Below are 13,622 nucleotides of genomic sequence, written 5' to 3'. Positions count from 1 at the left end.
TTAATCATCCTCCTCTGCATCAGCCCATGGATCAAAAGAATCCACTTGAGGTTGACTAGAGGTAGTTTGTTGACTATTAATATACTCTTGAATCATCTGCTCGCTTTGATTAAGCGGTATGATGAATTTCCAATTGGTTAGGACAGGATAGCCTTTATTATTAATATAGTAATTTGCTGTGCCATTTAAATTCTTTAAATCAATAGAGTCAAAGTCAGTTTTTCTTAGAGCATTAGCTACTGACTTAACAAATTGCCCGTATATTGAGTTTGTATTTGTGTCAACAAAGATAAGATGGGAAAGTAAATTTTTAGAATTATGATTACTATCTTTTATAGTTACATCTAGCTTAATAACATCTGCTTCTCCATTGGATGTAGGGATTTTATCATCTATTGCATTATTAATTGTTATTGAGACCATACCTTGCATTACTTCATCTGTTAAATAATTTACACTGTGTTTAACCATAGTTACTATTCTCCTTTTAATTGATTAAATTTTAAAATATTATTCAATGGGAACCCATTATGATAACTATTGATTGTTTTTTCGAAATTTTGTTGCAATAATTCTTGCCAATTTGAATAACTTGGTTTGACTTCAATCCACAGCTCATCATGAATGACATGAACGATATCTAAATCAAGTTTGTATGCTTCCAACATGAGTAACTTAATCGCGGTCGCGACTGATGATTGAAGTGCGAAGTTACGCTTAACGCTCTCTTTCATTTTGACAAGTGGCATAACTCTTCCAAAGAAGGTTTGCACTTCATTTTGACTTGAGCATAAGTCTAAATAATGAACTGCTTGTGGTATTGTACGCTCTAATTGTTGTAATATGTGGTTTACATTAACTGAAGTAATATCAAAACCGTTCTTCCTTAACTTTTTCATCAATGTGTTAGTACTTGCTCCATAAAGCCAAGCAAGGAAGAAGGTTTTACATATATTACGCAATCGTTCAGATTGTGCATTACGATTGTAGGGAGTAATCAAGCTACCAATATAGCTGTACATGTCCTGATCAGTACTAAAATGATTTAGTAAAAACTGATCGTTAGCATAATATGCTAAAAATCGTAATTCAGCTTGGTTTAGGTCTATTGACCACAACTCTTTGTGTGAACTACTTGCTATAGCATGCTTTCGCATAGACTTAGGTATAGAAGTTAATGGCATCTTCTTAGCAGTCATACGCCCACTATATGAAGAATAAAGGTTCCATTCACCTTGAATTTTGAAGATAGAAGCTGATTTATTTGAAGTCATTTCAAGAGGAATTATCCATTTTTTAATATGGGATAATTCTTTATCAACAATACTGTTACCTTTTCTTTTTTTCGAATTTAAGAAAGTAATTAGTGAATTTAATTCGTGTGAAGTATCAAATAAGTTGTTTAGACGACTTATTTCACTTTCCATCCAACTAGAACTTATAAACACCCCCTTATTTTCGATAAAACTAATAATGGGTGATATCTTTTCTTCTAATAAATACAAATTATTAAATACTGAAGAAGTATTTATCAGGTTGTCCAAATTACTTTCAATTACATTTGGAGATATATTGCTCGGTAGTAAAAATAGTTTCGACAAATTTAAATTCATTTTGCCTCCTCCAATATTTAGTTTTCAATGTACAAGCTTATCTACTAAAAGTAGACTGAGTTAATTAGTGATTGTTTACTAATTAACTATTCATAGAATATAGCAATTAAAATAAAAAAATTAGACCTTTAACTTTTGGTAATAGTTAAAGGTCTAGACACAGTGAACTTTGTTATGAAGAGCTTCATGGTCTTATTTATTATAAAAATCTTTTCTGAAATTATTTTTTTCTAAGAGTCTTAAAACTTTTAGGAAAGAATATGATGTCTCATTATTTAGGGTGAGATTTAAAGACATTAAGTTATTAGGTGAAGTAATTCCATTGGTATTAAAAGCATTACTATCTGCTTTATCTAAGCTTTTACTCCAATCAGTAAAAATTGTCTGCAGCTTATTGGCTAATATCAAAAGTTTAGTAGGATTATTTTGATTCAATATATAAAGATTATTAGATATGAAATTTTCATAATCTCTCAACGTAATTATTAAGAATTCATAATAAGGTAAAGAATTTAAGTAAAATATTTCATAAATTAAGTATGTTATATGAGGCTCTAGATATTGCTTTATGTTTTTTTGATAATTGTAATAAGTTTTATTGTCTTTTGAAATTTCCAATTTGTTATGTAGATAATCAATGATGTCTTTCTGGAATTGAAAAATTGATTCATTAAATTCTGATTTTAATGAACTATTAGTATCGAAAGTGCTAGCAGATTTATAACTTTTTAAAATTTCATTTGTTTTTTTATTTACAAAAGATGACGTATAAAGAGTTGCAAAATAACTGTTGGAAAATGAAGCATTATTAGAGTTATTTAACCTATATTTTTCTCTGAAAAATGTAATAGTTGTAATTATCAATAAATCTTTAAAAGTGTATTCGCCTTTAGGAATTATCTTAGAAAACCTGTCGAAAAATTTACTTTTTTCTGCATCCTCCTTAAATTTTAATGAGGTAGTAGATTCTAATGTATTAATAATATCTTTTCTAGTAAATGTTAAATCTAACTTTTTAATTGCATTTTTTGAATTGTATATCCAATTGGTATGAGGAGTTAGTAAACGTTGTAACTTTTGTGAAACTTCAAGATTTGATGGTTTAAATTCATTGCTATACTGTTTTTCTAACGAATGGTTAAGCACATTCTTTATAATATGAAAAAGATTAACCTGTGGGTCAACTTGATTGAACTCATCACTAAAATCTTTGAATCGAAAGTTAATAGATGAGTTACGACTAAAAGTGATGTATGTTTTCATATTTTTATATTGTTTATTTTGTAAACTTACTAAATTTTCTTCATATAGATTGTTTAGAAGGAAAGGGTTTAAATTCCTGCCATAAAACACTGTGCGATTCAAACTTCTCTTAAATTCTTTAAATTGTTCATTAAAATTTGGTAAGTCTAGTTTGGAACCTAATATCAGTTCTAAGCTATCTAAAATTCTGTTGAGTACAATAGAGGAAGCTTCTTCAGGGTCCAAATATTCTAACAGTTCTGACAAATTATCTTTGAAGGCTATTCGATTATTTTTTACTTTAAAATAAGGATACTCCAATTTTGAATCAGATATAACTTCTATTTTGCTGTTATCATTTAAGAATTCAAAAGTATCATTAATATTTTTAAATATAATGTCGTAAAATTTTAAGGTACTATTATAAATTAATTCCATTATTGTATTATATACTCCTCGTCGAGTTGATTATAAGTTTGATACATTTAATTATAACTTAAAATTAAATGTACCAAACTTATAATCTAAAATGGATAACCTATCATTATTGAATATGACAGTTCAAATGTAACGAGTCTAAACCGAAGAGTGTCATTTAAAAACCGCAGTGATGAGGAGATGGATTTCATTGTGGCATATGGTATGACGATGAACTTGTAGGTGTCATCGGCTTGCATTATTTAGACCTTGTTAACAAACGTACGTCTATCGGTTATTATTTGGCTGAGCATTTTCAAAAAAAGGGAATTATGACGACATGCACAAAGGCGTTGATTCGCTACGTGTACGAAACGTTTGATATTAACCGCGTAGAAATTCAAATGTCGACACGAAATCCGAAAAGTAAGGCCATACCTGAACGACTTGGCTTTACGCAAGAGGGTGTGTTGAGAAGTAACGAACGTTTACGTGGCGAGTTCTCGGATAGTTATGTGTATAGTTTGTTGAGAGAAGAGTATGAAAAGTTAAGACAGACTTTTGAATTATAATTTTTCAATTATAAAAGAAAATGTGAGGGCTTGATGCCTAGAGAAAAACGTCAAAGTTGTCTTTTGATTACTACAACTGCTTACTTAATTTCATTTAGCATACTGGTTCCTCAAGCATCTCACTGTATGTATCTTTCTATTAAAATAACAAATAAGGCACTCCCGTATCATTTAGTACATATCACTAAACTCAATTAACGAGGTGCCTTATGTATGAAATTTATAACATGATGTCACATATGCTACCAATGCATACTTCAATACTTATTTCCACAGATGATAAATCACAACATATGAACGATATTGTTGAAACAATGTCTAAATCATTCTTACTTTTCAGTCCATTTATCAACTTTGTCTCTGTTATTATCAATCCACTCTTTAGTAGCTTTTTCAGGATCTTTACCATTTTCAATTTCTAACATGATAGATTCCATATCCTTAACAGACCATTTAAAATTATCAAGGATTCTATATGCTTCTGGTTCATCTTCTTTTAATCCTTTTCGAGCTATCGTATTGATACTTTCTGCTTTACCCATAGAACCTTTAGGATCATCTAGGTATTTCAAGTCATAGCGTTGGAAGATCCAATAAGGATTCCAGCCTGTAATAATAATATCGTCTTTGTTTTTAATTGCACGTTTTAATTCTGCATTCATTGCACCTGTAGAAGAATTAATTTGTTCCCAACCCTTTAAATTAGGGTAAGCCTTTAATGTTTCATTAGTGGCGTCTACGATCCCTGCACCAGGTTCTATACCAGTTATTTTTTTATTGGCTTGGTTATTTAAATCTTCAATGGAATTAACGTCCATATATTTAGGAACGACTAAACCTAATTTTGCTTCTTTATCTATATGTGGCCCTAAATTATCGATATCGTTTTTAACTTTCTTGTACTCAGCACCATGTGTGATTGGTAACCAGGCACCAGTCATAGCATCAACTTCACCTTTAGAAACAGCTTCCCATGTAACTGGTATATCGAGGGAAGTCGTATCGACTTTATAACCTTGTTCTTCTAATACTTGTGCAATAACGTTTGTAGAAACAATTTGGTCATCTTGTTGTGCATATGCGAGTTTGATAGTACCTTTATTGGCTTCTTTATCATCAGAAAACATATGCCCTAGAATGGTGCCTAATATTGCAACGAGTAATATGATTATAGTAAGTAATATCTTAGTCTTTTTAGGTAATTTTTCCTGACGAGAGTGGTTCATAGCCTGTGTAAATCGATCAACGATAATCGCTAACACGACGATACCTATACCGTATACAAAGCCATTACCTACTTCTGAACGTTGTACAGCAGCTAAAACGCCTTCACCTAAACCTGGCGTTCCAATCATAGATGCGATAACGACCATAGAGAGCGTTAACATAATTGTTTGATTGATACCCGCAAAGATGTTTTCTTTAGCCATAGGTAAATCAAGTTTGAACAATCTTTGCCAAGAAGTTGATCCAAATGAATCGGATGTCTCTACTAATTCTTTTGAGATTGAACGTATGCCTAAATTTGTCATTCTCACTGTTGGAGGTAATGCAAATATAACTGAAGCGAATACACCAGGTACCATTCCTATACCGAAGAATGCCACTGCAGGTATTAAATACACGAATCCTGGCATTGTTTGCATCAAGTCTAGTAATGGTTTAACAATTTTTTCAACGGTATCGCTTTTAGACATTAATATACCCAATGGAACACCAATAATTATAGAAATAAGACTTGAAATAAGAACTAATGTAATTGTACTCATTAAATCATCCCACATATTTTGGTTATAGATGAATAATAAGCCAATTAAAATAAATATTGGAAAACCAATTTTACGTTTGAAAACAAAAAATCCCAGTAAAACTAGAAGTAATATCATAACAAATGGTGGAATGGCTAATAGTATATTAGTTGTAACATTCATCACAGCATTTCCAGCTGTTTGTAAAAATGAGAAAATGCCAGATAGATGCTCAGTTAACCAATTAACAATCGTATCAATCCAATTAGAGAAAGGTAATTGTTTAAACATTTTCATTCACTTCCTCTTCAGTTGAATTTTCTTGAGAATGATTCGTTTCTCTATCTTTATTATTAGTAGTCATTGCACCTATGACACTTCCACGAACCACAACACCAACTAAGCGATTATTTTCATCCGTGACTGCTAATGGTGTAGGAGAATCGTAAATAATATTGAAAATATCTGTCACGAGCATGTCTTTATTAATGGTCTGTACATTATTTTGGTAAATATGCTTTAAAGAAATACCGTCTTCTCTTGCCTTCAAAGCATTGTCTGCTGTAATACTTCCTTTTAATAAACGTTTATTATCAATCGCTAATAACATACTTACTTCTTCTTGACGCATTCGTTGTAAAGCGACATTTGGACCTTCTGTCTCAATATTTATAGTTAATGGAGACTCCATTATGTTTTCTGCGGTAAGTATTTTAGAACGGTCCACATCTTCGGTAAATTCACTAACAAATGCATTTGCTGGATTGGTTAAGATCTCTTCTCCGGTACCAATTTGCATAATTTTTCCATCTCTCATTAATGCAATACGATCTCCAATACGTAATGCTTCATTTAAGTCATGAGTGATGAAGATTATGATTTTTTGCATTTGTTCCTGTAAGTTTAGTAAATCGTTTTGCATATCTTTTCTAATCAATGGATCTAATGCTGAAAATGCTTCGTCCATTAGTAAAATGTCAGAATCATTAGCTAAGGCACGGGCCAAACCAACACGTTGTTGCATACCACCTGAAAGTTGATCTGGATATTGGTCTTTAAAAGATAATAACCCTGTATCGTCTAATGCTTTTTCAGCTCTTTTTTGTCTTTCTGCTTTTTTAATCCCTCTAATTTCTAAACCGTATTCAGTATTTTCTAATACAGTTCTTTTCGGAAAAAGACCAAAGTTTTGAAACACCATATTAATTTTTGTACGACGAATTTCACGTAACTCTTTTTTAGACATATTGGAAATGTCGTCTTCACCTATGTAAATACTTCCTGATGTTGGTTCAATTAATCGATTGATTAATCGAATTAAAGTGGATTTACCACTACCAGATAAACCCATAATTACAAAAATTTCGCCATCATTTACGTCAAAGTTAACGTCATAAACCCCAACTGTAACCCCAGTTTTTTCAAAGATTTCTTGTTTAGATTTACCTTCTTGTACTAACTTTAACGCTTCTTTTTGTTTTCTTCCGAAAATTTTTGTTAAGTTTCGTACTTTAACTTTGCTCAACTTAAAACACTCCCTATAAAAACTGTTTGTACATATTTGACTGTATCATAGGAAATAAAAAAGGCAACTTTATTAAAAGTTAAAATAATAAATTTAACAATATTTGCATTATTTTAATGACTTAAAAATTATTTGTTTTATTAAAGCACATTGATGCTTAACTTTTTCATTTTAACTTTAAAATCATTTTCTAAGTTATCATCAGTAATAAAGGCATCAATATCTGTTAATTCGCATATTTTCACTGTAACTATCTGATTACACTTGGAACTATCTGCTGTTAGAAACTTGAGATTTGAAATATTTAATATCTTTCTTCTTGTCTCTATTTCTTCTAAATTATAATCTGTAATCCCTTTTTCAAAAGATATTCCACTACAACAAATAAAGGCTTTATCTATATTTAAACGATCGAAATTAAATAAGAAGTCATAACTTGTAATAGATTGTTCAGATGCTCGTACTTTTCCTCCAATACTAATGATAGTATGGCCTTGATTTAAAATTTCCATCATAACAGGAATCGAGTTCGTTATAATTGTTAAATTTTTTCTTTTTTTCAATTCTTTAGAAATTTGTAAAGTTGTAGAACCACTATCTAAAAATATACAGTCCCCATCTTCAATCTGTGTTAAAGCTTTTTCAGCGATTTGTTGCTTCATAGCTAAATTTTTATTTAATCTTTTTTCAATAATTGATTCACCATTATTCTCTTTTTTTATTCTAATACCACCATATTCTTTGGATACCAAATCCTCTTTGACTAATTGTTGAATATCTCTTCGTAATGTTTCCATAGAAATGTTCAAAGACTTATGAAGATGTTTCAGCTCTAAAAATTCTTCTTTTTCTAATTTTTCAATAATTTTTTCACGTCGTTCAGTAGGAAGCATTCATTTTCTCCTTTTTATTGTATTAATGAAGTTATTAAATAGTTTTTAACAAGTTTGTCAAAAGTTAATCAAATTTTACAACTAATTTACTAATAGTTAATAAAAAGTTACTACAATGTAAGTATAACAAATAGTGAGGTGTGAGTTATGCTTGAACTCAAAGATGTTTCGAAAAGTTTTGGGAGTAATGAAGTATTAAAAAATATAAATTTAAATATTGAAAACGGAGAAATTGTAAGTTTACTTGGACCAAGTGGATGTGGGAAAACAACGTTATTAAATTTAATTTTGGGATTAGAACATGTGACATCTGGGAGAATTATTTTCAATAATCAAGAAATCCAAGAGAAATCTATGCAAAAAAGAGGATTTAATATTGTGTTTCAAGATTTTTGTCTGTTTCCTCATTTAGATGCCTTCAATAATATCATTTATGGCTTAAAGAATCAGAAAAAAGACCCTCACAGTAAAGAAGTGACAGATTTAATCGAATTATTAGAATTACGTCCTCATTTACGCAAAAAAATTCATGAATTATCAGGAGGGCAAAAACAAAGAGTTTCAATTGCTCGTACAGTAGTTATGGAACCTAAGATTTTATTAATGGATGAACCATTGAGTGCCTTAGATGGAGTCATTAAAGAATCAATAAAAGATATGATTCAAAAAGTATCGAAATCAATGGGTTTAACAACGATTATCGTTACCCATGATCCTGAAGAAGCATTAACGATGTCAGACAAAGTTGTCGTCATTGAAGATGGCCAAATTGCACAATTTGGTACGCCGTCAGAAATTATTTATAGTCCAGCTAATGCATTTGTAGAAAAGTTCATTATTAATCAACTACGAATTAAACGTGGTAATATTTACAGATTATTTGGTGAGAATTATGGCGCATAAAACTTGGAGTCAGCGTATTATATTTACGCTATTAATTATCTTTTTCTTATTATTTTTAGTCATACCAATTATAGGTTTATTAAGCCAATCATTTTATCGTGATCATCACTTTACATTTGCAGTCTATAAAGACATCTTTATGAATGACGAGATTACAACTTCATTCTTTAATAGTTTAAAAGTTGCAAGTTTAGCTGCATTGATTACAACTATTCTCGCATTTTTTATGTCCTATGCGATGAATATGACACAAGCCCATTCTTTAGTAAAAGGCTATAACAAAATAATGGTGTTACTACCTATGCTTGTGCCAACAATTACTTATGGATTTATTTTAATGTACATTTTCGGGAATGAGGGTTTGATTAAAGCTATCTTTGGACATATACCTTTCGAAATTTATGGTAAAAATGGTTTGCTTATCGGCTACGTTATCTACACGTTACCAGCAGCATACTTAATTATTTCAGACGCTTTTGAATATGTGAATAAGCGCTTCTATTATGTTTCTCAGTTATTACAAGATAGTCCGATGAGACGTTTTTATCACACACTACTTAGACCACTGATTGTACCCATAGGTAACGCGTTTGTATTGTCATTTATTTTAAGTTTTACTGATTTCGGTATTCCGGCGTCTCTAGGCGCAGATTATAGTATGGTTGCGACGAGTTTATATCAAATGATTTTAGGATCAATTCCAAAATTTGCTGAAGGTGCTGTTATTGCAGTTATGATGTTAACTCCTGCAATTATTGGATTTATCTTATTAACTATTTTAGATAAATGGAATGTAAAACAAGAATCATTAAATTATACATCGCTTCCAAAAAGGCCAGTACATGATGTGATTATTAATATTATCGCTGTAGTGATAAGTACATTAATTTTATTAATATTTGCAGTGATGTTTGTCGTACCATTCCTTAAAAATTACCCATATAACAACACATTTACTTTGTCGCATATCATTAATTTATTTAAAGATGAAATATTAGTGCATATTTATATTCAATCTTTATTTGTAGCGATATGTACAGCAATATTTGGCGTGATTATTAGTATGGCAAGTGCGATTATCGCTGTGAGAACCAGAATTAAAGGTCGTAGAACGATGAATGTCGTTTCATTAATCGCAAATACTGTCCCTGGTATGATTCTAGGTTTATCGTACTTAGTATTTTTTAAAAATAGCTCAATAAAAAATACATTTTTAATTATTATTATCAGCATTATTGTGCATTACTATACAACACCATTCTTATTAGCGAAAAATGCCTTAGAAAAACTAAATCCCTCATGGGATATAAGTAGTTCATTAATGAAAGATAAATGGTACGAGACGGTCTTTAAAGTTGTAATACCAAATATGAAAAAGACAATTATCGAAATGATGAACTATTACTTCATTAATGCAATGGTAACAATTAGTGGTGTCATTTTCTTAGTTGCAACGGCAACACAACTCGTGGCTACAGAAATTAACCAATTACAACATTTTAACCGATTTATCGATATTTTTATTTTATCGATTTTAATCTGTATAACAAATATTGTCGTTCGTGGCGTTGCAAGTTTTATACTTTATTCTCAAAGAAAAAGGGAGGGGAGATAAATGAAACTAAAAATAATGCTAGTACTTGGTGCACTCGTTTGTCTTGCCCTCTTATGTTTATCATACTTTGGACTTGGGTCGAGTACAGATAAAGTCATTATTGCTACAAATGCTGATGAAGAAGCCATCGCTATTATGAAAGAATCTTTAAATCAGCATGGTTACAAAGGACAATATATCATCCAACCTCAGGGAACCTCAGAATTAGGTGGGAAAATTATGGCGGAAGGATCAAATATTGAAGCAGATATTATTACTGAAGCAAGTTACTACTTAAAAAGTGCACAAGACCAAAATCACATGTTTGTTCCTATGAAGAATAAAACTCAACATAACACAATTGATAAATATCCCAACTACATTATCCCATTATTAGGTAACACAGGTTCATTATTTATTAATAAAAAAGCACTAGAAAAACACCATTTAGAGGTGCCGCATTCAATTAAGGATTTAACTAAACCAGAATATAAAGGACAGGTCTCTATGCCGAACGTTATGGAATCCTCAACTGGATGGCTAGTACTACAAGGTATTTTAAATGAGTATGGTGAAAAAGAAGGACAAGACGTGATTAAAAAATTATTAATTAATGTTGGTCCACATTTAGAGGATGGTGGTTCCGGTCCATTACAAAAAGTTGAATCTGGGGAAGTAGCTGTCGGAGTTGGTTTACGTGCGCAAGCTATTGAACAAGAGAAGGGTAATATCATTAAACACATCGATCCTAAAGAAGGAAACTTCTCATTAGTTGAAGGCGCTGCTGTCGTTAAAAAAGGTGGCGAAAAACAGAAAAAAGCAGAAAAAATGGTTGAAGTGATTCAAAAATACGGTCGAAAAGATTTAATGAAACAATACCCAGTAACACTATATAAAGGTGAACATATTGCAAAAGATCAAAAACCAGAATATCCAAAAAAATGGAAAGATCCATTGACTGTAGATTTATTACAAAAACATCAAGATATATTTAATGCAGCTAAAAAAGAAGCGGAAAATGAAAAATAAAGGAGATTAGAAAATGGAAGAATATAAATTATTAACACCTGGTCCATTAACAACTTCAAAATCAGTTAAAGAAACAATGATGAAAGATCGTTGTACATGGGACAATGACTATAAAGAATTAACACAACAAATAAGACAAGATTTACTTCAATTGGCCCAAGTTTCAAAGGAAAATTACACCGTTATTCTTCAGCAAGGTAGTGGTAGTTTTGTGGTAGAAAGCGTCTTACAAACTGCACTTTCGAATAAAGATCATGTGCTTATCATTTCAAATGGTGCATACGGAAAACGTATTGCTCAAATGGCAGAACGTATTGGAAAAAATTATACACATTTAGCATTGTCATTCGATAAAGCACCAAATATTGAAGAAATTGAAGATGTTTTAAACAGCAATGATGCTATTTCTCATATTGCTTTCGTTCATTGTGAAACAACTACTGGAATACTCAATCCTTTAGAAGATTTATGTGAGTTAGCACATCGCTATAATAAAAAATTAATTGTAGATGCTATGAGTAGTTTCGGAGGCTTAGAAATTAACGTAGAACAATTAAATATTGATTATTTAATTAGTAGTGCGAATAAATGTATTCAAGGTGTGCCCGGTTTCGGGTTCGTGATTGCTAAAACAACAACTTTAACTGAAACAGAGGGTAATGCTTCAAGCTTAGCACTTGATTTATATGATCAATGGCAGGTGATGGATGTTGATGGCAAATGGCGTTATACATCACCAACTCATGTTGTAGCTGCATTCAAACAAGCAATTAATGAGTTGCATGAAGAAGGTGGCATTAAAAAACGTAGTGAACGCTATCACTCTAATAATCGATATATGAGAGAAGCATTAGCACAGTTAGGTTTTAAAGCATATATTGATGAGGAATGGCAATCACCAATTATTACAACATATCTATATCCTAATGAAGCTTTTGATTTTAATCATTTCTATGAATCAATGAAAGAAAAAGGTTTTGTGCTATATCCAGGAAAATTAATGGAAACCCCATCTTTTAGAATTGGTAACATTGGAGAATTATACCGAGAAGACTTTGAAACATTAGTTAAACATATTAAAGAATATATGAATTATTAAGGAGTGTATAATTATGAGTAATATTAAAGGAATTATCTTAGACTGGGCCGGTACTACAATTGATTTTGGATGTTTTGCCCCTGTACAAGTATTTGTAGAAATTTTTAAAAATGAAAATATTGATGTAACAATTGAAGAAGCCAGAGAACCTATGGGCATGTTAAAACGTGATCATATCGAAGCTATGTTAAATATGGACCGTATCGCAAATGAATGGAAGTCTGTTAAGGGACGTTCACATACTCAAGAAGATATCGATCATTTATACGCTAATTTTGAAAAATCATTAATGGAAACATTAAAAGACTATACAACACCTATTCCAAATGTCATAGATACTATCAATGAACTAAGAAATAAAGGCTATAAAATTGGTTCAACGACAGGTTATACAAAATCAATGATGGAAGTGGTTACGGCTGAAGCAAAATTGAAAGGCTATTCGCCTGACTACTATGTAACTGCCGAAGCTGTTAATGGATATGGTAGACCTTATCCATACATGATATTTGAAAATATGAAACAATTAGAACTGGAACGTGTTGCTGAAGTAGTAAAAGTAGGTGATACTGTCTCTGATATGAAAGAAGCAGTCAACGCAGGTGTTCTTGCTATAGGAGTAATTAAAGGCAGTTCTGTTGTAGGACTTAGTGAAGACGAATGGAATGCATTAAGTGATAATGAAATAGATGAACATCGCCAAAAAGCAACGAAAAAATTCAAAGAAAATGGCGCATCATATGTCATAGACGATATTACTCAATTACCTCAATTATTAGAAAAAATTTAATTAAAAACCATATTCTAAAATTAAGCTTTTTTATGAAAATAAAGAGTGAACTCCCATATTTGGAAGTTCGCTCTTTTTATTAATATATCTATGATGTTTTAAATTACGATGTAAAAATCTAGCAATTTTAAATATTAAAGTAAGATAATAAAAATTTTTTATACATAGTTCAAGAGTTTGATAAAGTCCGTATAATT

11 protein-coding genes and 1 pseudogene are annotated in these 13,622 nt (G+C 30.9%); 6 read left to right on the top strand and 6 right to left on the bottom strand.

Annotation, left to right across the window (positions count from 1 at the left end; translation table 11 throughout):
• From KA878_RS10055 to KA878_RS10045, 3 genes are all read right to left on the bottom strand, one after another.
• Window positions 1-471 carry a hypothetical protein gene (locus KA878_RS10055; RefSeq protein WP_031884136.1) on the bottom strand — a complete coding sequence of 157 codons (471 nt, stop codon included), beginning with the start codon at window positions 469-471 and terminating at the stop codon, window positions 1-3.
• A 5-nt stretch (window positions 472-476) separates the two neighbouring features.
• Entirely contained in the window at window positions 477-1,613 is a 1,137-nt protein-coding gene (locus KA878_RS10050) for a DNA polymerase (protein WP_193839796.1), read from the bottom strand.
• A 192-nt stretch (window positions 1,614-1,805) separates the two neighbouring features.
• Window positions 1,806-3,293, bottom strand: a complete 1,488-nt coding sequence (locus KA878_RS10045; RefSeq protein ID WP_193839795.1) for a hypothetical protein — start codon at window positions 3,291-3,293, stop codon at window positions 1,806-1,808.
• Between the two features lie 176 nt (window positions 3,294-3,469).
• Between KA878_RS10045 and KA878_RS10040 the strand changes: the two are divergent.
• A pseudogene (locus tag KA878_RS10040) lies at window positions 3,470-3,844 on the top strand (GNAT family N-acetyltransferase); the annotation flags it as partial.
• 329 nt (window positions 3,845-4,173) lie between these two features.
• Here the strand turns inward: KA878_RS10040 and KA878_RS10035 are convergent.
• From KA878_RS10035 to KA878_RS10025, 3 genes are all read right to left on the bottom strand, one after another.
• A complete protein-coding gene (locus tag KA878_RS10035) occupies window positions 4,174-5,889 on the bottom strand; it encodes an ABC transporter permease/substrate binding protein (protein WP_210142153.1) in 1,716 nt (571 codons plus the stop codon).
• Entirely contained in the window at window positions 5,876-7,117 is a 1,242-nt protein-coding gene (locus KA878_RS10030) for a quaternary amine ABC transporter ATP-binding protein (protein ID WP_193839794.1), read from the bottom strand. The genes KA878_RS10035 and KA878_RS10030 overlap by 14 nt, the downstream gene beginning before the upstream one ends.
• A 140-nt stretch (window positions 7,118-7,257) precedes the next feature.
• The gene (locus tag KA878_RS10025; RefSeq protein ID WP_193839793.1) at window positions 7,258-8,010 is read right to left on the bottom strand and encodes a DeoR/GlpR family DNA-binding transcription regulator; all 753 of its coding nucleotides are present in this window, start codon (window positions 8,008-8,010) and stop codon (window positions 7,258-7,260) included.
• Window positions 8,011-8,157: 147 nt separating this feature from the next.
• Between KA878_RS10025 and KA878_RS10020 the strand changes: the two genes are divergently transcribed.
• The 5 genes from KA878_RS10020 to phnX are packed head-to-tail and all read left to right on the top strand — an operon-like array spanning window position 8,158 to window position 13,425.
• Window positions 8,158-8,913, top strand: a complete 756-nt coding sequence (locus KA878_RS10020) for an ABC transporter ATP-binding protein (RefSeq protein WP_193839792.1) — start codon at window positions 8,158-8,160, stop codon at window positions 8,911-8,913.
• Window positions 8,903-10,528 (top strand): ABC transporter permease subunit, encoded by a 1,626-nt coding sequence (locus tag KA878_RS10015; RefSeq protein ID WP_193839791.1) that lies wholly within the window; start codon window positions 8,903-8,905, stop codon window positions 10,526-10,528. The genes KA878_RS10020 and KA878_RS10015 overlap by 11 nt, the downstream gene beginning before the upstream one ends.
• Window positions 10,529-11,536: an extracellular solute-binding protein gene (locus tag KA878_RS10010; protein ID WP_228480701.1), complete on the top strand. Its 1,008-nt coding sequence runs from the start codon at window positions 10,529-10,531 to the stop codon at window positions 11,534-11,536.
• A 13-nt stretch (window positions 11,537-11,549) separates the two neighbouring features.
• Window positions 11,550-12,635: a 2-aminoethylphosphonate--pyruvate transaminase gene (locus KA878_RS10005; protein WP_193839790.1), complete on the top strand. Its 1,086-nt coding sequence runs from the start codon at window positions 11,550-11,552 to the stop codon at window positions 12,633-12,635.
• 13 nt (window positions 12,636-12,648) lie between these two features.
• Window positions 12,649-13,425 carry a phosphonoacetaldehyde hydrolase gene (phnX, locus tag KA878_RS10000; protein ID WP_193839789.1) on the top strand — a complete coding sequence of 259 codons (777 nt, stop codon included), beginning with the start codon at window positions 12,649-12,651 and terminating at the stop codon, window positions 13,423-13,425.
• Window positions 13,426-13,622 lie beyond the last annotated feature (197 nt).

Origin of the sequence: Staphylococcus sp. GDY8P57P, from assembly GCF_017892585.1 — a bacterium.
In the GTDB taxonomy this organism is placed as follows: Bacteria; Bacillota; Bacilli; order Staphylococcales; family Staphylococcaceae; genus Staphylococcus; species Staphylococcus borealis.
The sequence above is the reverse complement of the archived record's forward strand: the minus strand, read 5'-3'. Positions and strand labels throughout refer to the sequence as shown.